Genomic DNA, 21,563 nt, shown 5'->3' on the forward strand with positions numbered 1-21,563 from the left:
GGTGGTGTTCAGCGTGCGTTCATGGCCCGCGCCAAGCGTAGCGTAGCTTCACGGATCTCGTCCCGATCCAGCGAAGCAAAACCCAGGCGCAGTGCATTTTCCGACAAGTTCATGGGCGAAAATTGACGCGCGCTACGCACCACAACGCCGTACGCCAGCGCGGTTTCTACCAAATGATCGACGTCTATTCCATCCTGGAAACGCACCCACAGTGCCAGGCCGCCTTCCGGCTCGCGCACCTGGATACGCTCTCCGAATGCCTCATGCAGGCATCCCTGCAGGATCTCTCGACGCGCCGCGTACTCTTTTGAAACGCGGCGCAGGTGTTTCTTCAATTCACCCTGATTGATCAGGTCTGCCAGCATCTTCTGCGCGACCGCGTCGGTGTCTCCCACCACCAGCGCGGCGCTCCTGTGCAGCACTTCAATCACGCGAGTGGGGGCCACCACATAACTGCAGCGAAACGTTGACCCCAGCGCCTTGGATAACGAGCCGATGTAGATCACATGGCGTTGCGTGTTATCACTGGCCAGCGGCAGATACGGCCGCCCATTGAAGTGATACTCGTGGTCGTAGTCTTCTTCAATGATGCAGAAGTCATGCACTGCCGCCAAGGCCAGCAGCTGTTGGCGTCGCGCCGCATGCAGGCTCACGGTGGTGGGGAACTGGTGGTGCGGCGTGACGTAGATCATCCGCACATTATGCGCTTGGCATAACTGCTCGACGTGGTCCGTGCGACAGCCTTCATCGTCCATGTCCACGGTGACCAAGTGCGCACCCAGCTTGCGGAAGATTTCCCAGGCCGGCGGGTAGCTCAGGCGCTCCACCAGCACCACGTCGCCTGGCTTGATCAGCAGGCTGGCGGTCAGGTACAGCGACACCTGGGTGCCCGGTGTCAGGCAGATATTCTCGGCGTTGACCGTCAGCCCTCGATTGCTGCGCAGCATATCGGCCAGCGCGCAGCGCAATTCATAGCCGGTGCCTTCACTGCCATAGCGCACGGTATTGGACGCAAAGCTGCTGCGCAGGGCATTGCGGTAGTAGCGATGCAGCACGGCTTGCGGCAGCAGGCGATGGTCGCAGGCACCGTTGTCGAAAAACAGCGCGTCATGCCGATGTTCGAGTGCAATCGCCTGGGCGTTCTGGGTGAAGTACGGAACAACGGCCTGGGCGAGGATGGGCGGCGCAAAAGACGGCTGCACACGGCTGGGCATGGGTTTTGGCGCCAGTTGCGTATTCACGAACGTGCCGCGTCGCGGCTCGCTGATCAGCCAGCCTTTGGTCGACGCTTCTTCGTACGCCAGGATCACCGTCTTGCGGTTGACGTCGAGCAGTTGCGCCATTTCCCGCGTGCCCGGCAGCAGGGTGCCGGGCGCTAGACGCCCGTCGAGGATCGCCGCGACGAGGCCTTCGGCAATCTGGCGATAGGACGCTTGACGTGTGTTCGTATCAAGCTTGAGCAACGGGCGCCATTTACGCAGCTGGACCATCTGAAGTATCCAAAACTGGAGGTTCTAATGGGCCTAGTCTAGCGCAACAATCAAGCCTCACTCAGCCCTGAGGTTTTTATGCACACACGTCATGTAATCGAACTGTCTCCCTCGGGGAAAACCTTTGAAGCCGGTGACGAACTGTTACTCGACGCGATGCTCGCCAGCGGCCTGTCGGTGCCGTTCTCGTGCCGACGCGGCGCGTGTGGGTCGTGCAAAGTCGTGGTCAGCCAAGGGCAGTACCGGGCCAAGCAACTGGCGCCCGGCGCCCCTGCGCCTTGCTACCCGCTGGCCGCCAATGAACTGCTGTTGTGCCAAAGCCATGCCTGCGCCGACATGCGCCTGGAGATCCCCGGCTGGTCGCTGGACACGCCTGCGCTGGTGGTTGAGGCGACGGTGCTGAGCAAGCGCGCACTCAGCCCCGACATCATTGAGTTGGTAGTGATGCCGGATAGGCCGTTGGCCGTGCGGGCGGGCCAATACCTCAAGTTCCGCCTGGTCGACGGCGACTCACGTTGCTTCTCGATCGCCAACCTGCCAGCCGATGGCGATGGACGCTTGGTGTTTCAAATTCGCCGGGTAAGTGGCGGGCTGTTCTCCGAGACTCTGCTGGGCGACCTTGAAGCCGGCGATCTGTTGCAACTAGAAGGGCCTTTTGGTGCCTGCACCTGGCAGGACGATGATGCTGCGCCCGTTGTCCTGTTCGCCACGGGCACCGGCTACGCGGGTATCAAGCCGATCCTGCTGACAGCCTTGAAACGTAATGTCGAGGTGACGTTTTACTGGGGCGGCGCGCAGGCGACAGATTTTTACGACCGCGCATTTCTGGACCAGTCGGTCATCGACCACGCGCATTTTCACTGGCACCCGGTATTGGCAACTGAAGGCCGAGTGCAGGAAGTGGCGCTGAGCCATGGGCACCGCTGGGAAGCAGCGCAGGTGTATGCCTGCGGTAACGGCGGCATGATCAGTCAGACGCGTGCGAATTGCCTGGCAGCGGGCTTGCCGAGCCATCGTTTTGTCGCCGAAGCCTTCGTGCCCAGTGGCCAGTCGAGTGCCGATACGCTGCTCGGTTCGCTGGATAGCACCTGGGAAAAAGTCGGCCCGCGCTATTCGCTGGACGGCATGCTCGCTGCGCGTGAAAAAACCGTGCGAGCGTTGGCCGCAATCGCCAGCCAGTTGACGGTCGGCATGACCACCGGCGCTGCGCTGGAAATGGCCAGCCAGCAATTGCAGGCCATGGGTGCCTCGCATACCTGGCACCCCACCTACATCCGCTTTGGAGACGACACGGTGCGCCCGTCCCGGGAAGGGATTGACCCGCTGCGCACGTTGCGCCCGAGCGACATTGTGGTGGTGGACCTGGGGCCGGTGTGGGACGGCTACGAGGGTGACTACGGCGACACCTTCATCTTCGGCGAGGCGCCGTTGCACCTCGATTGCAGGAAGGCGCTGCATGAGGTGTTCGACGAAACACGCCAAGCCTGGTTGCGAGGCATGACTGGCTGTGAGCTGTATGACTTCGCCGAAGACCGCGCCGTGACAAAAGGCTGGCGGCTGTCACGCAATTTGGCAGGTCACCGCATTGCCGATTTCCCGCATGCGTTGTTCGGTGACAAGGAACTGGCTGATTTGGAGATTAACCCCAGCGAAATGGTGTGGGTACTGGAGATCCAGCTCTGTCATCCGAGCTTGCCCATAGGCGGTTTTTTCGAAGACATCCTGATGCGATGAGCCCGCCATTGCGGCGGGCTCAAAGGGCGTCAGAGCTTCGGTAACTGGCCGACGCGGCCCATCATTTCAGTGACGATCTGCAGGTCCAGCAGGAACTGGTCGACCGTCTTGAACTCACCGTCGGTGTGCCCGGTGTACTTCACTTCCGGGCGCGCCAGGCCGAACTGCACACCATTGGGCAGTTCATGCACGGAGGTCGCGCCGGCCGACGTGCCGAACTTATGTTCCATGCCCAGGTTTTCGCTGGCCACGGCCAGCAAGGCTTTCACCCACTCGCCTTCAGGGTTGCGGTACATCGGCTCGGCCACCGAGTAGGTGAAGCTCACCTTAACCTTCGTTTGTTTATCCCAGGCGCTCAGTTTGTCAGCAATTTCCGCCTTGAGTTTTTCCGGCGATTTACCCTTTGGCACACGCAGGTTCACGGCCAGTTTGAAGGCTTTGTCATCCTGGCCGACAAAGGTCAGCGACGTGGTCAAAGGCCCCATGAACGTATCAGAGAAGCCCACGCCCAGCTTGCCACCGAGGTAATCCAGGCCCCAGTTGTCGGCGGCATAACGCGCGGCGTCGGTGATGTGGTTGTGCTTGAGGGCGATCTTGCCGTCGATGCTGTGGATCAGCTCCAGCATGCGTGCGACCGGGTTGACGCCCGATTGCGGCTCGGACGAGTGAGCAGACACGCCGGTGACCGTCAGCTTGACCTCTTGGCCGACCACCTTGGCGGCCACTTCAAAGTCGCCGCCATTGGCCTTGACGTAGTCAGCACCGGCTTGCTGCAGGCTGGCGGCCAGTTCAGCCGGTTTGTCGCTGACCAGGGTGGCCACCGACACCGAAGGAATCTGGTTGGTGGCCATGCCGCCGGTCATCGAAATGATTTGTGCGCCTTTGCCTTCACCCTTGCGTACCGGGAAGCTGGCCATCACGGTGCCGTAGCCTTTCTCGGCAATCACCACCGGGTAGCCGCCATCCAGCGCCAGGTTGTATTGGGGCACTGGATTATGTTCGAAGTAGTAAGGAATCGCGTCGCCGGAGGTTTCCTCGGTGGTGTCTACCAGCAGCTTGAAGTTACGCGCCAGTGGCAGCTTCTCTTCCTTGATCACCTTCATGGCGTACAGGGCCACGACAATGCCGTTTTTGTCATCCTCGGTGCCACGACCATACATGCGGTCACCGATCAGCGTGACCTTGAACGGGTCGAGCTTGGTGCCGTCTTTGAGCACCCAGTTCTGCGGCGTCACCGGCACCACATCGGCGTGGGCGTGGATACCGACCACTTCATCGCCGCTGCCTTCCAGGGAGATTTCGTACACGCGGTTATCGACGTTACGGAAGTTCAGGTTGAAGGCCTTGGCCAGGCTTTGGATCTTATCGGCGATCTTGAGGAATTCCGGGTTTTTGTACTGCGGCAGGCCGTCGACGTTAAACGTAGGGATCTCTACCAGCTCACGCAGGGTTTCGAGGGCGGCTTTGCCATACTTCACCCGCGTGTAAATACCCAGCAGGCGATTGATCTCGTTCTGCTGGTCGGCACTCAGGGTTTTGTTGGCAAGGAAGGCCTCGATAGCCGGGCTGACATCGGCGGTTTTGCCCAGGTCGCCCTTGGCCAGGGTGCCGAGGAATCCACGAAAATCGGTGGCTGGAGTTTCGCTGAAGCTCTTGATAATCGTCGCGCTTTGTTCGGCGCTGATGTTGGCGAAGGCAGGCATGGCGAGGGTCGAGAGGCTGGCGGCGAACAGGGTGGCAGCCACCAGTTTTTTCAGTGGAAAGTGCATTGTTGAAGGCATTCCTTTGCAAAAAAGAGTGGGAGATTTCTGATCGAAGTATCAGAAATAATTTCACACACTAACACTGCGAAGGAGCGATAGGGGAGAGCAGGGCGAAGGAAATGTCCTACTTAAATGCCTGGGCTAAGGCGATTCAAATGTGGGAGCGGGCTTGCTCGCGAAGGCGGTGTGTCAGTCGAAGTAGGCGGTGACTGACACACCGCCTTCGCAAGAAAGCCCGCTCCCACAGGGGACTTCGGTGAAGTTTGAAATGGGTTATCAAGGCTTGCCCGGATGCGGATCCGGATACTGCGCCATGACCTCCAGCGCCTTGGCATACGGTCCATCCCACAACTGCTCATGCAGTTGGCCTACGCGCTTGGCCATCGCCTCGCTACGCATCACCACCTCCAGGTTGCGCGAGTTATCCAGATAGCCGCCCAGCCAGTTGCTGGTGCCGATCCACGCCACTTGCCCGTCAATCTCCATGGTCTTGCTGTGAATCACCCGCGCGTAAGGGATGAACCCTTGCTTGGCCTCGGGCAGGGTGACGATCTTTACCTGCACGTTGGGCAGCACCGCCAGGCTCTTGAGGTAGGGCAGCTCCAGTTTGTCGGTGTTCCAATTGGAGACCATCAGCTTGATCGACACCCCGCGCGCGGCGGCGGCGCGTATGGCGTTGTCGATCACCGCGTAGTAGGGCCGAGTTTTGTCCGGGCCGTAAGACAGCGGCGCGTAGTCAAGCAGTTGCACGCGCACTTCCTTCTTCGCCTCACTCAACAGGCGTGGCAGTTCCAACTGTGAATCGCCCACGCCCGGTGGGTTGTAGCGTTGCGGGCTGGCCACCAGATAATTGCCGGTGCGTGCGGGCTCCTGACCCGCCGCCGGCAGCGGCACGGGTTGCTTAGCTGTTAGGGCGGCTTGGGCCTGCCAGTCCTGATTGAAGATCGCCTGCACTTGGCCGACCACAGTTGAATCGCTGATGCGCAAACCGGTCTCGTGGATGTGCTCCAGTGAGCGCCAATCGAAATTCTGGCTGCCGATAAACGCCTGCTTGCCGTCCACCAGCATGTACTTGGCATGAATAATCCCGCCGCTGAGTTGCGCGTATGACAGCACGCGGAAAGTCAGGTTGGGAATCGCGCGCAAGCGTTCCAAGGTGGATGGTTCCGACAATCTGATGCCTTTTTCTTCCAGCAGAAAGCGAATCTTCACTCCGCGTTTGCCGGCGGCTTCCAGGTGTTCAAGCACCATGTCCATTACCGAGCCAGGCTGATCGGCTGCGTAGAACTGGCCGATATCGATGCTGCTTTTCGCGCCTTCAAACAACTCGATCCACACCGGGCCAGGCTGGCGCAAATCGGCAGTGCCAAGGGCGGTATCCAGCGGTACCGTGTGCACCAGTTCAAAACCTGGGATCGAAAAGTCCGCCAGGGCAAACGGACTGAGGAGCAAGCCTGTGAGGCCTGTGATACGCAACTTCATCGAGAGGGACATAAGCGTCTCACCGGGCAAAAGAAGGGCGGGCGCATTTCGCGCCCACCCATAGGTCATGCAGTGCGGCTGTGCAACGGTGTAGGCACCAGATGCGGCACTTCGCCCTGGACGCGGGCACCGGTGGCGGCGCGGATCAGCAGGATTTTGAGCTGATCATTGATGCGCTCCAGGCTGTCCTGGAAGAAGTTGTGGAACACCACACAGAACAGCGCGATGGCGATACCTAGCCCCGTGGCGAACAAGGCCGTACCGATACCACCGGAGATCTGGCCTGGGTCGGACACGCCTGCTGATGCCAGGGCCTTAAAGGTGTCGATGATGCCGAGGATAGTGCCGAGCAAACCCAGGAGCGGCGCGGCAGTGGTGATGGTTTCGATGATCCACAGGCTGCGCGACAGTGGTGCACGCGTCTTCAAGTATTGGGTTTCGATTTCATCGTCCAGGTCCTTGCGCGAACCGTGGGACGCCTTCTGCGCCAGGATCGGCAGCACCATGTTCAGCGGCAGACTATCGCGGCGGGTCAGACCCTCAGGCAAGTCACGCTCGCTGTGCACGTTGGCACCCAGCACCTCGGTCAAGGCGCGCGCCTGGCGGCGCACATACGCGAAGTAGATGCCGCGTTCGATGCTGATAAAAATCGCAATCGCCATGGCGGCGTACATCACATAAAAGGTGATGTCGTGAAGCAGGTTCATGTCCATGATCTATAGCCTCGCAGTTAGAAATTCGCTTCCAGGGAAACGGTTACGGTGCGATCCAGGCCAACGATGTAAGCCGGGTCGCCGTCCTTGAAGCCGCTGTAGGTGCCCGCGTTAGTCTTGGTGGTGTACACGCCGTCCAGGTATTTCTTGTCAAACAGGTTGTCGACGTTCAAGCGCAAGGTCGCGTCCTTGACCACTTTTTTGTCAACCGGCAGGTAGATACCGGCGCCGAGGTTGAACACGGTGCGGCCGGAAATGGCCTCGTCGTTGGTCAGATCGCCGAAGAGCTTGCTGGTGTATTTGCCACCGAAGGTGCCGTAGAAGCGGCCGTCGTCGTAGCCGATGTTGGCCGCCAGCATGTTCTTCGGCACGTTGGCGAATTGCTTGCCACTGGTGGGCAAGACGATGGCTTTGCCCGCGTTGTAAACGGTCAAGTCATCCTGCTGCTCGGCCTTGGTGTAGGTGTAGGAGGTGTAGTAGTTGAAGTGGTTCGGCAGCAGTCCGCTCCACTCCAGTTCCACGCCGCTGTTGTTGACGGAGCCGGCGTTGATGTCGGCGAAGTCGCCGTTGATGTCTTTGGACGACACTTGGCGATCCTTGAACTGCATGTAGAACAAGGTGGCGGCCAAGGTCATGTCTTCGTCGGTGAAGCGCCAGCCCAGTTCGTGGTTCCAGCTGGTTTCCGGCTTGGAGTTGATCGAATCCAGGCCCTTGTCGTACAGCACATAGTTCTGCGGTATGCGCATGTTGCGCGACAGGCTGTAGAACAACTGGTCACGCTCGTCGAGCTGGTACTTGAGGCCGACGTTGGGCAGCAGCTTGTTGTAGCTCTGGTTGCGCTTTTCCGGCTGCTCGGTGAGGCTGCCGTGGTTGGTGCCGTCGCGCTTGACGTTCATGTAGGCCAGGCCCGCCACCAAGGTCCAGTCCGGGTTGATGTACCAAGTGTCCTGGGCCCAGACTTTTTGCGCCGGGGTGATGGTGAAACGGTCGCGACCCTGCACGGTGTTGCCGTTGGCATCGACCACGGCGTTGCCGTCGGGCCAGGTGTCGGTGGGTTTGCCGCTGCTCTTCAGGGCAATGAACGGCTGGGTCTGGCTTTGGCGCGCGCGTTCGTACCAGTAGCCGAATTGCAGGCTGTGATCGCCCAGGTCCCAGTTCAGCTTGGTAGTAATGCCCGGGCGCCAGGTCTGGGTACGCGAAGGGCGATAGTAGACGCCAGTGGTGGATGAACCGTCAGCGTTGTACTGGGCGGCGGTGGGCAAGTTGCCCAGGTCGAAGATGCCACCCTGGTTCGAGCCTCGGTTCAGCGCATAGCTGGAAGAACCCACGCCGCTGCCGTTGCCCCAGTAGTAATAAGGGATCACCGAGAGGGCCAGGTTGTCAGCCAGTTTGAACTGGGTGTTGAGTACGCCGGTAAAGGTCTGGAACGGGTTCTGCGCCAGCGCATAGTAGCTGTTGAGCTTGCCGTTGCTGCCCACCGTCGGGTTAGCGGGGTAGGGGTCGTACTTGCGGCCGTACTGCTGAAACTGGCCCTTGGTCAGTTGGCTGTAACTGTTGTTGTCCTGCTCGTGGTACTTGAGGATCAGATTGGCGGTGTTGCCGTTGCCAGCGTCGAAGAAGCTGTTCCACTCCACCTTATCCGCCCGCACGGCACCTGAGCCGCGCCACATCTGGCCTTCGGTGTGCGACACCGACAGCCAGTTGCTCAGGCCATTGACCTCGCCGGTGTTGAGGCGTGCGAAGGTCTTGCGGGTGGCGTTGCTGCCAACGATCTGTTTGACGAAGGCACCGGTTTCTTTGGTCGGGCGAACAGTCACGATACCGATGTTGCCGCCGCTGGAACCGATGTGCGGGCCGTCGGCTTCGGATGAGCCTTGGGTGACGAAGATCTGGTCGATGTTTTCCGGGTCACCCAGCAGGTTGGAGTACAGCGCGTAGTTGCCGGAGTCGTTGATCGGCATGCCGTCCACCGACATCCCCACCTGGTCGGAGTTAAGCCCGCGCATGGTGAAGCGAAAGCCCGACAGGCCGGTGTTGTCCTCGCTGGAGATGTTCAGGCCCGGGGTGTACTTGAGCTTGTCGATCGCGTTACCCGTGGCGGTCTGTTTATCCAGTGCTTCCTTGGTCACCGTGGAGCGGCCTTTGATGCTCTCTTCCTGCACCATGTAGCCGCCGCCCGCGGTAGCCTTGCCCTGAACCCCAATCGTGCCGACGTCACTGTCGCTTGTATCTGCCATGGCCATCCCATGGCCCATGCTTGCGGCAACAAGTGCCAGATGAATACGTGTGAACCTCATCACTGTCGTCCTGGTGTCGGGTGCTTATTGCACGCTGTAGTTGAAGGTGGCGGTGAAGCGCTGCTCATTGCGCCCCCCGAAGGCTTGCTCGGGGAACGGCTTGACCTGCTTGATGCGCCGCAAGCTGTTGGCGGCGGCCCGGTTGAGCAACATGCTCGAGGCCTGGGTTTGCACGCCTGCGTCCAGAACGCGACCCTGGCGATCGACCAGCAACCACACCACCACTTCGCCGCTGGGGCGTTCGAGGGAAGCCTGGCGACCGGTGGGATACTGCTTGTAGGTGTCCAACTCGTTACGCAAGCCCTTGAGGTAACCGCCTTCCAGCGCCTGGCTGTCGACCTTGGGCGCCGCCGGTGGGGCCGGTGGCGCAGCGACGGCGGCCTGGACTGGCTTGGCCGCCACCGGTGGGGCTGGCGTAGGCGTCGGTGTCGGCTTGGCGGCCACGACGGGCTTGGGCTTGGGCACCGGCTTGGGCTTGGGCTTGGGCTCAGGTTTTGGCAGTGGCTTTGGCGGTGGCGGCGCAGGGGCCGGTTCGGCCTCTTCATCTTCGATCACGGGCGGTGGCGGCTCTTGCTCCACTACAGGTGTTGGGACGACCTCCGGCTCCGGCTCGACCAGCGCCAACTCAACCGCCGATTCGTCGTAAACCGGCTCGACCTTCAACGTCTGTGACTGGATGCCCATTGCAATAAGCACCAGGGCGATCAGGGCCGGGACACTGCCCAGCAGTTGACGCGTACGAAACAAGACGTACATGTTCAGGACTTACGCGTGGCAATGGACACGGAGGTAAAGCCACCCAGGCGCAGGGTGTCCATAACCTCCACCAGGCGCGAAACCTCCACGCCCTTGTCACTGTTTACGATGATGGTCGACTTGGTGTCAGGCTTTTCTGCCGCTTTCAGCGCTGGCACCAGGGCATCGACCGTGAGGTCCTTGCCATCGAGTTGCAGCTGACCTTCCAGGCCCAGGGTCAGAATGAATTTATTCTGCGGTTTGAGCTGCTGCGAACTGCTGGCGCTGGGCAATTGAGTCTTCATGCCGAGGGCCGGAATCACGTTCAGGCTCACCAGTACGAAAAACACCAGGAGGAACATCATCACGTCGATCATCGGGATCAGTTCGATGTGCGCCTTGCGTTTTTTGGGTTCGTCCCAGGTTCTCATTCCGTTACCCCGTTATTGAATTAGGGGCGACACGCTAACAACCAAAAATGACCGAATGGTTAACTTTAATTTACGTTTTGAAGGCTCTAGGACGCGTCTTACAGATGATTTATCTTGCAGCTTTGTGGCGTAATGAAATTGACACGAAGCGCGTACACTCTGGAGGAATTTATCTTCAGAGCCGCTTTGTATGCCGACTGCACTGCCTCAATTGCCCACCGCGCGGCTGCTCTTGCGGGCGCTGGAAATGGACCAGGCCGAGAGGCTTTTTACCCTTGCCAACGGGCCGAACATTGCCGACAACACGGCCAATATTCCGTCGCCGTATACCTTGGAAATCGCGCAGGATTTTATTGCCGGGATCGCGGAAAAGTATCGCGCCGGTGAATCTCTCAACATGGGCATGCACGTGCGAGAAACCGCTGAGCTGGTCGGTATCGTCAGCCTGCGTATCAATGCGCGTCATCGGTATGGGCACCTGGGCGGTTGGGTCGCAGCGCACTGCCGCAATCAGGGCTACGCGGCAGAGTCGGCCCGCGCGATCTTGGATTTCGGTTTCAGCACGTTAGGGTTGCAGCGCGTCGGCAGCCAGTGCTTTGGGCGCAACAAGGCGTCGGCGCGGGTCATGCAGAACATTGGCCTGCGTTATGAGGGCTGCATGCGCGAGGCGTTTCTCAAGAATGGCGTGTACGAGGACTTGCTGGGGTTTGCCATGGTGCGCGAAGACTGGGAGCGCGCACTGTGAGTGACGCAGTAGACCAGGGCCGACGTCGAGTCCTGACGGGGCTGGCCGTCGCCACCGCGTTTTCAATCCTCAGCCCGTTTGCGCGCAGCGCCGGGGTGAGTTACCCGTTCACCCTCGGCGTGGCCAGTGGCGACCCGCTGCCGGATGGCTTTGTGATCTGGACGCGCCTGGCGCCGTTGTTCAATGCAGCGGATGGCCGTGGCGGGTTGAGTCGCGCAGTGCCGGTGCGTTGGCGCGTGGCCAGCGATGCGGCGATGACGCGCATCGTCAGGTGCGGCGAGGTGCTGGCGTCCGAGCGCTTTGCCCATTCGGTGCATGTCGAGGTCGCGGGGTTGGAGTCGGGCAGGCCGTATTGGTATCAGTTCGACGGCCTCGGCGCGCAGAGCCCAGTGGGGCACGTACGTACCGCGCCGCCGCTGCATGCCATGGCAGCGGCGACCGTTGGGTTTGTCTCCTGCTCGCACTGGGAGCGTGGGTATTTCAGTGCCTATCGCCACTTGGCGGCCGAGCAACCCGACTTGGTGTTTTTTCTCGGCGACTATATCTACGACAGCTCCTACGCCGCGGACTCGGGCAAGATCATTCGCCCCCACGGCAGCGGCAATGCCGTGAGCCTCACTGACTACCGCAACCGCTACGCCTTGTATAAAACCGACCCGGACCTGCAAGCCCTGCACGCCGCAGCGCCCAGCGTGGCGACCTGGGATGACCACGAGGTGCAGAACGATTACGCCAACCGCTGGTCACAGGATCCGACGGTTCCGGTCGCGCAATTTCTGCAGCAACGAGCGGCGGCGTACCAGGCGTTTTACGAGCATATGCCACTGCGTGCCAGCAGTGTGCCGAAGGGGTCGGACATGCGCATTTACCGGCGCCTGGATTACGGCCAGCTGGCGCGCTTTCATGTGCTGGATGGGCGCCAGTACCGCTCGGAGCAGCCATGTATCCAGGCCAATGGCAGTCACCAGGGGCACATCGCGTCGAACACCTGCGCAGACTTGCGCGACCCCGGCCGTACGATGCTCGGCTGGCAACAGGAGGCGTGGCTGGACCAGGGCTTTGCGCAATCGAAGGCGCAGTGGAACGTGATCGCTCAGGACTTGCTGGTGGCCCCGCTGATTCAGCGTGACCTGACTGCCCACAATGTCGGCCATTGGACCGATGGCTGGGACGGCTACATGGCCAATCGTTCGCGGATGCTGGCGTCTATCCAGCGTAATAAGGTTAACAACCCGGTGTTCTGGGGCGGCGACATCCATTCGTTCTGGACCACGGACCTGCATGCCGATGGCAACAACCCGGACTCGCCCATCGTGGCAACCGAGTTTGTTGGCAGCTCGGTGACATCGGATGGCCCGCCTTTTGATGCGTTCAGTCAGATCCTGCCGCTCAACCCGCACGTGAAGTTCTTCGACAGTCGCCAGCGCGGGTATGTGTCGGTGGAAGTGGCGGCGCAAAAGATGCTGACGAACTTTCGTGTGATTACTGATCCACGTGATCCGAACGCCACGGTGTCGACGCTCAAGTCGTTTGTGGTGGAGTCGGGTCGGGCAGGGGCGATTGCGGTTTGATGCATTGTTTTGTGGTGAGCGGGCTTGTTGTCGCGAGCCCGCCGTCTTTCAGTCGAGACTGTAGCGCACCGACAGCGTGCCCTTTTTCTCTGACAAGCCCAGTATCGTCACCTCGCCCAACTCGCTCAACGCCCGCACATGCGTGCCGCCGCAGGCGTAGGCGGGTAATTCACCAAAGCCTACTTCGCGGGTGCCATCTTCCAAGGCCATGTGACGCGGATAGTCCGCGGCGATCCATTGGTTGATCTGTTGTTGAACCGCCTCGGCGTCCATGATTTGTGCGGCTTCGCCACGAATAAAGGTGATCTTGCATTCGCCTGGCCAGTGATGAGCTTTGATCGGCATCCAGCCCAGGCTTTCCCCTGCATTGCCAATCAGGTGCCCGGCGGAATGCAGACGCGTGTACAGGGCGCGGCGTTGTTCATCGACCCGTGCGGTGATCCGGCCGGGCTCCACCGGCTGGTCGACGTAGTGCACCACGTGATCCGCTTCCTGAGTGACGCGCAGCACCTGGCTGTCGCCGAGCCAGCCAGTGTCGAAGGGTTGGCCGCCGCCCTGCGGGTGGAAGATTGTTGATTGCAACGTGACGGCAAACCCGCCCTCGTGCGGGGTACAGGTCAGCACTTCAAGCTCGGCAGTCAGGTGGTCGTGGGTAAAAAACAGGCGCTCGGTCATCATCTACATCCGCGTCAGGGTTCTGCGGGCAGTATAAATAGTGCGCGGATGGGTGATAATCCGTTCAATTATCAATGGACCTGTGCGTCATGAGCATCAATCTTCCTTTGCCGTTGCTGGGTGAAATGGCGATTTTCGTCAAAGTAGTGGAAACCGGCAGCTTCTCTGAAGCGGCGCGGCAACTCAGCGTTTCGCCTTCGGCGGTGAGCCGCAGCATTTCGCGCCTGGAACAGGCGTTGGCCACGCGCCTGTTGCAACGCACCACGCGTAAACTGCGCCTTAGCGAGGGCGGTGAAGAGGTGTTCAAGCGTTGCCAGGAGATGGTCAACGCGGCGCGCTCGGTGATGGAGATAAGCGGCCAGTTCACCCACGAAGCCGAAGGCCTGGTGCGGGTCAGTGTGCCCAAGGCTGTGGGGCGATTCGTGGTGCACCCGCATATGCCGGAGTTTTTGCGCCGTTATCCGAAGGTGGATGTGCAGTTGATTCTTGAGGATCGGCATGTGGACCTGATCGACGACAATGTCGACTTGAGTATCCGCATCACCGACAGCCCGCCCCCCGGTCTGGTTGGCCGACAATTGCTGCCCATCGAACACTTGCTGTGCGCCACGCCGCAGTACCTGGCGGAGCATGGCACGCCGGGCCATCCCCATGATTTGCTCGAGCACAGTTGCATTTACCTGGGAGAAACCCCCGGGGATTCGCGCTGGAAATTCCGTCAGGGTGGCAAGGCTGTGACCGTGGGGGTGCGCGGGCGTTATGCGGCGAACCACACAGGGGTAAGGCTGGACGCGGTGTTGCAGCATGTGGGGATTGGCAGCTTGCCGTACTTCACTGCGCGGCATGCGTTGGAGGAGGGGCGGTTGGTGCAGGTGTTGCCGGCGTGGGATTTTATTGCGTCTTACCATGGCGAGGCGTGGTTGCTGCATTCGCCAACCCGTTATTTGCCGCCGAAGTTGCGAGTGTTCATTGATTATCTGGTGGCATGCATGGCGCGCGAACCTACACTGCGTCGAAGGTAGGAATGCAGTAAAAACTGGAGGAGGGGGCTTGCTCCCAATGGCAATTTGTCAGTTGATCAAAAGGCCAACTGACAGTCCGCTATCGGCAGCAAGCTCCCTCCCATATTTGATTCTGCTGTGGCCTGGGGATCAGTGCTTGCTCTGGTCCTGCGGCATGGCCAGCAGCTGTTTTTCCTGGTTCCAGTCGAACGGTTCGTCGTTCTGTTCGGCTTCGAAACGGCGCTCTTCCAGGGCCTGGTACAGGTCCAGTTCTTCATCCGGCATGAAGTGCAGGCAGTCACCGCCAAAGAACCACAGCAGGTCGCGCGGCACCAAGTGGGCGATTTGCGGGTAGCGCAGGATAACCTGACTCATTATGTCCTGGCCCAAGTATTGGCTTTCGATCGGGTCGATTGGCAGCAGGGCGCGCAATTCGTCGAAACGCTCCAGGAACAGGGTATGGCTTTCCTCGGGCACCTGTTCGGCTTCGCCGACGGCAACCAAGATGCTGCGCAAGTGGTCGAGCAAGACGAGATGATCGGCAACGACGTTGGACACGAGATAAGTCCTCAAAGCAAAAACGGGCGCGAGAGTATATAGCTCACGCGCCCGTATTTATATGACCGCTCGACTCAGCGGACTTTTCCCTCAGCCTGGGTCAGCTCTTCCTTGCTGAAATCATCCACGTCGATCACCTTGCGCCGTGCCGCCTCGGCGTCGCGCAGGGTTTGCGCTTCGGCCGCCTGCAGCACGCCGGCATGCAGCGCGGCATCGATGGCATGCTCGCCGGCACTTGGCTTGACCTGGCCGCTTTTCAGCGCTGCGTGCAGTTTTTTCTGCAGCGGGTGGCTGGCGCCGAGCAGGTCGTAGGCGTGTTGCAGGGCACCCACCGGATCTTCCGCCGATTGTGGGCGATAGCAGCCGGCCAGCAACTCTTCAAGAGTCGGGTCGCCTTTGGCACGACCGATCACCGCGGCCACTTCGGCGTCCAGTGCATCGGACGGCCCGGTATGACGACGCCCGAACGGGAACACGATGACCCGCAGCAGGCAACCGAGCACCCTGTTCGGGAAGTTGCTCAGCAGCTCATCCAGCGCGCGCTCCGACTCGCCGAGGCTCTCTTCCATCGCCCAGGCGAACAGCGGTTCCAAATGGTCCGGCGAATCCAGGTCGTGATAACGCTTGAGTGCGGCCGACGCCAGGTACATGTGGCTCAGCACGTCACCCAGGCGCGCCGACAGGCGTTCGCGACGTTTCAATTCGCCGCCCAGCAGCATCATGCTCAAGTCGGCGAGCAGGGCGAACGCGGCGGCCTGGCGGTTCAGCGCGCGGAAGTAACCTTGGCTCAGGCGGTTGCCTGGGGCTTTTTCGAAGTGGCCAACGCCCAAGTTCAGTACCAAAGTACTCGCGGCGTTGCTCACGGCGAAACCGATGTGTTGCATCAGCAGGCCGTCGAATTCCTTGAGTGCCTGGTCCCGGTCTTCACGACCCGCCAGGGCCATCTCCTTGAGCACGAACGGATGGCAACGAATCGCGCCCTGACCAAATATCATCAGGTTGCGCGAGAGGATATTTGCGCCTTCCACGGTGATGAATATGGGCGCGCCCTGCCAGTTACGTCCCAGGTAGTTGTTCGGGCCCATGATGATGCCCTTACCACCGTGCACGTCCATGGCGTGGCTGATGCACTCGCGACCGCGCTCGGTAAGGTGGTACTTGAGGATCGCCGACAGCACCGAGGGTTTTTCTCCCAGGTCTACGGCGTTGGCGGTAAGCATGCGCGCGCTGTCCATCAGCCAGGCATTGCCGCCAATGCGCGCCAGGGCTTCCTGGATACCTTCGAAGGCCGACAGCGGTACGTTGAACTGCTCACGCACCTGGGCGTACTGACCGGTCACCAGGCTGGTGAACTTGGCCGCACCGGTGCCGACTGCAGGCAGGGAGATCGAGCGGCCAACCGACAGACAATTCATCAGCATCATCCAGCCCTTGCCGAGCATTTCCTGGCCACCGATGAGGAATTCCAGGGGGATAAACACGTCTTTGCCCGAGTTGGGGCCGTTCATGAACGCAGCGCCCAGCGGCAAGTGACGGCGGCCGATTTCCACGCCGGGGGTGTCGGTGGGGATCAGCGCCAGGCTGATGCCCAAGTCTTCTTTATCACCCAGCAGGTGATCCGGGTCATACGCCTTGAACGCCAGCCCCAGCAGGGTCGCGACCGGGCCGAGGGTGATGTAGCGTTTTTCCCAGTTCAGACGCAGGCCGAGGGTTTCCTTGCCTTCCCACTCACCTTGGCAGATCACCCCGGTGTCGGGCATGGCGCCCGCGTCGGAGCCGGCCAGCGGGCCGGTCAAGGCGAAACACGGAATATCATCGCCACGCGCCAGGCGCGGCAGGTAGTGGTTGCGTTGCTCGTCAGTGCCGTAATGCAGCAGCAGCTCGGCTGGGCCGAGGGAGTTGGGCACCATCACGGTAGAGGCGAGGTCGCCGCTGCGGGTCGCGAGCTTCATCGCGACTTGGGAGTGGGCGTAGGCGGAGAAACCCTTGCCGCCGTACTCCTTGGGAATGATCAGGGCGAAGAAGCCATGGGTCTTGATGTGTTCCCAGGCCGCGGGCGGCAAGTCCATGGCCTGGCCGATTTCCCAGTCGCTGACCATCGCGCACAGTTCTTCCGTGGGGCCGTCGATGAAGGCCTGTTCTTCTTCGGTCAGTTGCGCCTTGGGGTAGGCCAGCAACTTGTCCCAATCGGGGCGACCGCTGAACAGTTCGCCATCCCACCACACGGTGCCGGCATCAATCGCGTCGCGCTCGGTCTCGGACATCGGCGGCAGGACTTTCTGAAACCAGCTGAACAGCGGCTTGGTGAAGTATTGGCGGCGCAGGTCGGGCAGCAGCAAGGGCAGGGCCACGGCCGCGATCAACACCCAGAAGATCAGCAGCAGCCAACCCGGTGCGTGGCTCCAGGCGCCCATCGCCAGCAGGTAAACGGCGACCACGCCCAGGGCGGGCAGGGGCGCGGTGCGGCGGTGTGCCAGGTAAGCAATGCCGACCACCAGAACCAGTATCCACAACAACAGCATATTCAATCCTCCGTGAAACCAGGGGCGAAACCACCATGGAGCTTAGTCGGCATCCGAAAAAGCGCGGTGATAAGCGTGTAACGAGTTGTACAGGAAGCACCGATCACCAGGCGCCGACATTTGGCCGAATCGTCGTTATCGCAAGGGCAGACCTGTCGTTAGACTCAAGGCTTCCTTCGGAGATAACGCTCATGGATACGTACCTGCGTCCCAGCCGCTTCATCGATAGTGACCACCCTGCGGTGGTGGAGTTCGCGGAAAAACATCGCGGTCCCAGCGCGGATCTGCGTGACCAGGCAGTCAGTCTGTATTACGCCGTGCGTGAGGCGATTCGCTACAACCCCTACACCTTCAGCCGCGACCCAGGCACCTTGAGCGCCAGCTTCGCGCTGGCCGCAGGTGAGAGTTACTGCGTGCCGAAGGCCACCTTGCTCGCCGCCTGTGCCCGCCACTGCGGCATCCCGGCGCGCATTGGCCTGGCGGATGTGCGCAATCACCTGTCGACGCCGCGCCTGATCGCTTTGCTCAAAAGCGATGTGTTCGCCATGCACGGCTATACCGAGTTGTACCTGCGCGGGCGTTGGGTCAAGGCCACGCCTGCGTTCAACAGCCAGCTGTGCGAGTTGTTTGATGTGCCGCCTCTGGCTTTCGATGGGATCAACGACAGCGTGTTCCACGCCTTCAACCGCCAGGGCCAACGCTCGATGGAATATGTACTGGACCACGGGCAATTTTCTGACGTGCCCGAGGCGTTTTTCTTCGCACACATTCAACAGTGTTACCCGCACCTGTTTGCCGAGGATATGCCGATACTGTTGGGTGATATGCAGGGCGATTTAAGCCGCACGTGAACCGGCGTATGCTGCTGCGTTCATCAAGCCATGTTTATCACCAATAAGGCGCGGTCATGCTGAAAATCTGGGGTCGTAAGAATTCATCAAACGTCAGGAAAGCACTGTGGTGCGCCGAGGAACTCGGCCTGGACTATGAAGCAATTGATGCGGGCGGGGCTTTTGGTGTGGTCGACACGCCGCAATACCGAGCGTTGAACCCCAATGGCCGGGTGCCGATGATCGAAGATGGCGACTTTGTGCTGTGGGAATCCAACACCATCGTGCGGTACCTGTGCGCCAAGCAGGCCTCGAGCTGGTACCCGAGCGACCTGCAAGCGCGGGCGAATGCCGAAAAGTGGATGGATTGGACCACGTCCACTTTTGCCGAGCCTTTCAAGATCGTGTTTTGGGGGGTACTGCGCACTCCGGCGGAAAAACAGAACTGGGGCACCATCCACGCCGGGCGTCAGGCTTGTATTGATGTGCTCCAAACCGTCGAGCAGGCGTTGGCCGAGCAACCTTACCTGTCCGGCGACGAAATTGGCATGGGTGATATCCCGCTGGGCAGTTTCATTTACGCTTGGTTTGAAATGCCTATCGAACGCCCTTCGATGCCCCATCTAGAGGCTTGGTACCAGCGCTTGCAGCAGCGCCCGGCGTACCGCAAAGCCGTAATGACCGCGTTGACTTAATACCCACTATTAATACGCGTGACTGTACTTGTGCGGCGCAGGCAAGCAACATGCCTGCCATGCGCCGCCGTTGAACTACCTGGGCTGCGCCCTCATCTACTGTTCCTATTCCCTTCTTTGGTGCGTATTCCGATATGAGTTCCGCTCTGTCCATCCGGCAGCTAACCAAAACCTACGGCAACGGTTTCCAGGCCCTGAGTGGTATCGATCTGGACGTTGCCGAAGGTGACTTTTTCGCCTTGCTCGGCCCCAACGGCGCCGGTAAGTCCACCACCATCGGCATCCTCTCGACCCTGGTCAACAAGACCAGCGGCACGGTGAATATCTTCGGTCATGACCTGGACAAATCCCCGGCGGCGCTCAAACGTTGCATCGGCGTGGTGCCCCAGGAATTCAACTTCAATCAGTTTGAAAAAACCTTCGATATTGTCGTGACCCAGGCTGGCTACTACGGCATCCCGGCGAAAATCGCTAAGGAACGCGCCGAGCAGTACCTGACGCAACTGGGCCTGTGGGACAAGCGCGACGTGCCTTCGCGTTCGCTGTCGGGTGGTATGAAGCGCCGCTTGATGATTGCTCGCGCGCTGGTGCACGAACCGCGTCTGCTGATCCTCGACGAGCCGACCGCGGGTGTGGACATTGAACTGCGTCGCTCGATGTGGACCTTCCTCACTGAGTTGAACGAGAAGGGCATCACCATCATCCTCACCACGCATTACCTGGAGGAGGCTGAGCAGCTGTGCCGCAACATCGGCATCATCGACCACGGCACCATCGTCGAGAACACCAGCATGCGTAACCTGTTGGGCCAGTTGCATGTGGAAACCTTCCTGCTGGACGTCAAAAACAACCTGTCGGTGGCGCCGCAGCTGCTCGGCTACCCAAGCCGCCTGGTCGACGCTCACACTCTGGAGATCCAGGTGGACAAGGCCATGGGCATCACTGCGCTGTTTACCCAGTTGGCGGCCCAGAACATTGAAGTGCTGAGCCTGCGTAATAAAACCAATCGCCTTGAGGAGTTGTTCGTGTCCCTGGTGGAGAAAAACCTGGCGAAGGTGGCGGTATGAGTTCCGAACTGCAACCCAACATTGTCGCGCTGCAGACTATCGTTTACCGCGAAGTGAAGCGCTTCACCCGGATCTGGCCGCAGACCTTGCTGCCGCCAGCGATCACCATGGTCCTGTACTTTGTGATCTTCGGTAACTTGATCGGCCGTCAGATCGGCGATATGGGTGGTTTCACCTACATGGAGTACATCGTGCCGGGCCTGATCATGATGTCGGTGATCACCAACTCCTACGGCAACGTGGTTTCCAGTTTCTTCGGCAGCAAGTTCCAGCGCTCCATCGAAGAGCTGATGGTGTCGCCGGTGTCACCCCACACCATTCTGATTGGCTACACCCTGGGTGGCGTGTTGCGTGGTTTGATGGTCGGCGTGATCGTGACCTTGCTGTCGCTGTTCTTCACCCACCTGCAAGTGCATCACCTTGGGGTTACCCTTCTGGTGGTGGTACTGACGGCGACGATCTTCTCGCTGCTGGGGTTTATCAACGCCGTATTTGCGCGCAATTTCGATGATATTTCGATCATCCCGACATTCGTGCTGACGCCGCTGACCTACCTGGGCGGGGTGTTCTACTCCATCACCTTGCTGCCGCCGTTCTGGCAGACCGTGTCGCTGGCCAACCCGGTGTTGCACATGGTCAACGCCTTCCGCTACGGCATCCTGGGTGTGTCGGATATCAAGATCAGTGTGGCGATTACCTTTATGCTGGTAGCCACCGTGGTGCTGTATATCGGTTGCGCGCGGTTGCTGGTGAGCGGGCGTGGGATGCGTACGTAAGTAGTTAGTCGGTTGCAAAGAAACGGCCTCTTGATGAGGCCGTTTTTTATTGGGTGCGCGGAACTAATGGGGGAGTTTTGCAGCATAGGTATTGGTTGAGTGCTGTGGTTGTCGTGGGGGCGCTGGGTACATATCCGTTATTTGGGTAACGGCTGCTATGGGTTCCGCTCTTACAGCGGGTCACTTTTGGAAAAGAGCCCGGAATGCCGGCCCAGCCAAAAGTAACCAAAAGGGCTCTTGCCCCACCACTCGGCACCTCGCCTAGGCTCGGTGTGCCCCCGCTCCAAAGCCTGTGTTCGGCCAGCGTGGTTTAACGGGGCGTCTAAGATCAAGATCAAAAGCAGATCAAGAGCACGGCGGCCTAGTAGCCGACCTGAGTGGTTAAATCAAAAGCAAAACCGAGGCGGCCTGCTAGCCGACCTGATCTTGGTGGCTGAACTCAATCTAATGTGGGAGCGGGCTTGCTCGCGAATGCGGT

18 protein-coding genes are annotated in these 21,563 nt (G+C 60.1%); 8 read left to right on the top strand and 10 right to left on the bottom strand.

Going from position 1 to position 21,563, the window contains the following annotated elements; all coding sequences use genetic code 11:
- Window positions 1-8: 8 nt before the first annotated feature.
- Entirely contained in the window at window positions 9-1,490 is a 1,482-nt protein-coding gene (gene pdxR, locus FW764_RS12405; RefSeq protein ID WP_446434161.1) for a MocR-like pyridoxine biosynthesis transcription factor PdxR, read from the bottom strand.
- 78 nt (window positions 1,491-1,568) lie between these two features.
- Here pdxR and FW764_RS12410 point away from each other — a divergent pair, with 78 nt between their 5' ends.
- Window positions 1,569-3,224: a M24 family metallopeptidase gene (locus FW764_RS12410; RefSeq protein WP_446434162.1), complete on the top strand. Its 1,656-nt coding sequence runs from the start codon at window positions 1,569-1,571 to the stop codon at window positions 3,222-3,224.
- A gap of 29 nt (window positions 3,225-3,253) precedes the next feature.
- Here FW764_RS12410 and FW764_RS12415 read toward each other — a convergent pair whose 3' ends face one another.
- From FW764_RS12415 to FW764_RS12440, 6 genes are all read right to left on the bottom strand, one after another.
- Complete coding sequence (locus tag FW764_RS12415; protein WP_446434163.1) at window positions 3,254-4,993, bottom strand: dipeptidase; 1,740 nt, start codon at window positions 4,991-4,993, stop codon at window positions 3,254-3,256.
- A 270-nt stretch (window positions 4,994-5,263) separates the two neighbouring features.
- Window positions 5,264-6,481: a phospholipase D-like domain-containing protein gene (locus FW764_RS12420; protein WP_446434164.1), complete on the bottom strand. Its 1,218-nt coding sequence runs from the start codon at window positions 6,479-6,481 to the stop codon at window positions 5,264-5,266.
- 53 nt (window positions 6,482-6,534) lie between these two features.
- Window positions 6,535-7,182, bottom strand: coding sequence for a MotA/TolQ/ExbB proton channel family protein (locus tag FW764_RS12425; protein WP_446434165.1), 648 nt, complete (start codon window positions 7,180-7,182; stop codon window positions 6,535-6,537).
- A 17-nt stretch (window positions 7,183-7,199) separates the two neighbouring features.
- The gene (locus FW764_RS12430; protein WP_446434166.1) at window positions 7,200-9,479 is read right to left on the bottom strand and encodes a TonB-dependent receptor; all 2,280 of its coding nucleotides are present in this window, start codon (window positions 9,477-9,479) and stop codon (window positions 7,200-7,202) included.
- 24 nt (window positions 9,480-9,503) lie between these two features.
- Complete coding sequence (locus FW764_RS12435; RefSeq protein WP_446434167.1) at window positions 9,504-10,235, bottom strand: energy transducer TonB family protein; 732 nt, start codon at window positions 10,233-10,235, stop codon at window positions 9,504-9,506.
- Window positions 10,236-10,237: 2 nt separating this feature from the next.
- Window positions 10,238-10,645 carry an ExbD/TolR family protein gene (locus FW764_RS12440; protein ID WP_005786670.1) on the bottom strand — a complete coding sequence of 136 codons (408 nt, stop codon included), beginning with the start codon at window positions 10,643-10,645 and terminating at the stop codon, window positions 10,238-10,240.
- Between the two features lie 190 nt (window positions 10,646-10,835).
- Here FW764_RS12440 and FW764_RS12445 point away from each other — a divergent pair, with 190 nt between their 5' ends.
- Window positions 10,836-11,390 carry a GNAT family N-acetyltransferase gene (locus FW764_RS12445; RefSeq protein WP_446434168.1) on the top strand — a complete coding sequence of 185 codons (555 nt, stop codon included), beginning with the start codon at window positions 10,836-10,838 and terminating at the stop codon, window positions 11,388-11,390.
- Complete coding sequence (locus tag FW764_RS12450) at window positions 11,387-12,961, top strand: alkaline phosphatase D family protein (RefSeq protein WP_446434169.1); 1,575 nt, start codon at window positions 11,387-11,389, stop codon at window positions 12,959-12,961. The genes FW764_RS12445 and FW764_RS12450 overlap by 4 nt, the downstream gene beginning before the upstream one ends.
- Window positions 12,962-13,009: 48 nt before the next feature.
- On the opposite strand, the gene FW764_RS12455 is transcribed toward FW764_RS12450, so the two are convergent.
- Window positions 13,010-13,636: an alanyl-tRNA editing protein gene (locus tag FW764_RS12455; protein WP_446434170.1), complete on the bottom strand. Its 627-nt coding sequence runs from the start codon at window positions 13,634-13,636 to the stop codon at window positions 13,010-13,012.
- 89 nt (window positions 13,637-13,725) lie between these two features.
- Between FW764_RS12455 and FW764_RS12460 the strand changes: the two genes are divergently transcribed.
- Entirely contained in the window at window positions 13,726-14,658 is a 933-nt protein-coding gene (locus FW764_RS12460) for a LysR family transcriptional regulator (RefSeq protein ID WP_446434171.1), read from the top strand.
- A 129-nt stretch (window positions 14,659-14,787) separates the two neighbouring features.
- On the opposite strand, the gene FW764_RS12465 is transcribed toward FW764_RS12460, so the two are convergent.
- Window positions 14,788-15,195, bottom strand: a complete 408-nt coding sequence (locus tag FW764_RS12465) for a PA2817 family protein (protein ID WP_083359297.1) — start codon at window positions 15,193-15,195, stop codon at window positions 14,788-14,790.
- Between the two features lie 74 nt (window positions 15,196-15,269).
- A complete protein-coding gene (locus FW764_RS12470) occupies window positions 15,270-17,717 on the bottom strand; it encodes an acyl-CoA dehydrogenase (protein ID WP_446434172.1) in 2,448 nt (815 codons plus the stop codon).
- Window positions 17,718-17,908: 191 nt separating this feature from the next.
- Here FW764_RS12470 and FW764_RS12475 point away from each other — a divergent pair, with 191 nt between their 5' ends.
- The 4 genes from FW764_RS12475 to FW764_RS12490 all read left to right on the top strand — a co-directional run bounded on the left by FW764_RS12475 (window position 17,909) and on the right by FW764_RS12490 (window position 21,085).
- Complete coding sequence (locus FW764_RS12475) at window positions 17,909-18,568, top strand: transglutaminase-like domain-containing protein (RefSeq protein ID WP_446434173.1); 660 nt, start codon at window positions 17,909-17,911, stop codon at window positions 18,566-18,568.
- Between the two features lie 56 nt (window positions 18,569-18,624).
- Entirely contained in the window at window positions 18,625-19,242 is a 618-nt protein-coding gene (locus FW764_RS12480) for a glutathione S-transferase family protein (RefSeq protein ID WP_446434174.1), read from the top strand.
- Between the two features lie 134 nt (window positions 19,243-19,376).
- Window positions 19,377-20,309, top strand: a complete 933-nt coding sequence (locus FW764_RS12485) for an ABC transporter ATP-binding protein (RefSeq protein ID WP_446434175.1) — start codon at window positions 19,377-19,379, stop codon at window positions 20,307-20,309.
- A complete protein-coding gene (locus FW764_RS12490; protein WP_065901419.1) occupies window positions 20,306-21,085 on the top strand; it encodes an ABC transporter permease in 780 nt (259 codons plus the stop codon). Before FW764_RS12485 ends, FW764_RS12490 begins: the two co-directional genes overlap by 4 nt.
- Window positions 21,086-21,563 lie beyond the last annotated feature (478 nt).

It is taken from the genome of Pseudomonas sp. 1152_12, from assembly GCF_052850675.1.

Excerpts from the sequence above, each read along its gene's own strand:
- pdxR (WP_446434161.1), bottom strand. The coding sequence starts at position 1,490 with ATGGTCCAGCTGCGTAAATGGCGCCCGTTGCTCAAGCTTGATACGAAC.
- FW764_RS12410 (WP_446434162.1), top strand. The coding sequence starts at position 1,569 with ATGCACACACGTCATGTAATCGAACTGTCTCCCTCGGGGAAAACCTTT.
- FW764_RS12415 (WP_446434163.1), bottom strand. The coding sequence starts at position 4,993 with ATGCACTTTCCACTGAAAAAACTGGTGGCTGCCACCCTGTTCGCCGCC.
- FW764_RS12420 (WP_446434164.1), bottom strand. The coding sequence starts at position 6,481 with ATGTCCCTCTCGATGAAGTTGCGTATCACAGGCCTCACAGGCTTGCTC.
- FW764_RS12425 (WP_446434165.1), bottom strand. The coding sequence starts at position 7,182 with ATGGACATGAACCTGCTTCACGACATCACCTTTTATGTGATGTACGCC.
- FW764_RS12430 (WP_446434166.1), bottom strand. The coding sequence starts at position 9,479 with ATGAGGTTCACACGTATTCATCTGGCACTTGTTGCCGCAAGCATGGGC.
- FW764_RS12435 (WP_446434167.1), bottom strand. The coding sequence starts at position 10,235 with ATGTACGTCTTGTTTCGTACGCGTCAACTGCTGGGCAGTGTCCCGGCC.
- FW764_RS12440 (WP_005786670.1), bottom strand. The coding sequence starts at position 10,645 with ATGAGAACCTGGGACGAACCCAAAAAACGCAAGGCGCACATCGAACTG.
- FW764_RS12445 (WP_446434168.1), top strand. The coding sequence starts at position 10,836 with ATGCCGACTGCACTGCCTCAATTGCCCACCGCGCGGCTGCTCTTGCGG.
- FW764_RS12455 (WP_446434170.1), bottom strand. The coding sequence starts at position 13,636 with ATGACCGAGCGCCTGTTTTTTACCCACGACCACCTGACTGCCGAGCTT.
- FW764_RS12460 (WP_446434171.1), top strand. The coding sequence starts at position 13,726 with ATGAGCATCAATCTTCCTTTGCCGTTGCTGGGTGAAATGGCGATTTTC.
- FW764_RS12470 (WP_446434172.1), bottom strand. The coding sequence starts at position 17,717 with ATGCTGTTGTTGTGGATACTGGTTCTGGTGGTCGGCATTGCTTACCTG.
- FW764_RS12475 (WP_446434173.1), top strand. The coding sequence starts at position 17,909 with ATGGATACGTACCTGCGTCCCAGCCGCTTCATCGATAGTGACCACCCT.
- FW764_RS12480 (WP_446434174.1), top strand. The coding sequence starts at position 18,625 with ATGCTGAAAATCTGGGGTCGTAAGAATTCATCAAACGTCAGGAAAGCA.
- FW764_RS12485 (WP_446434175.1), top strand. The coding sequence starts at position 19,377 with ATGAGTTCCGCTCTGTCCATCCGGCAGCTAACCAAAACCTACGGCAAC.
- FW764_RS12490 (WP_065901419.1), top strand. The coding sequence starts at position 20,306 with ATGAGTTCCGAACTGCAACCCAACATTGTCGCGCTGCAGACTATCGTT.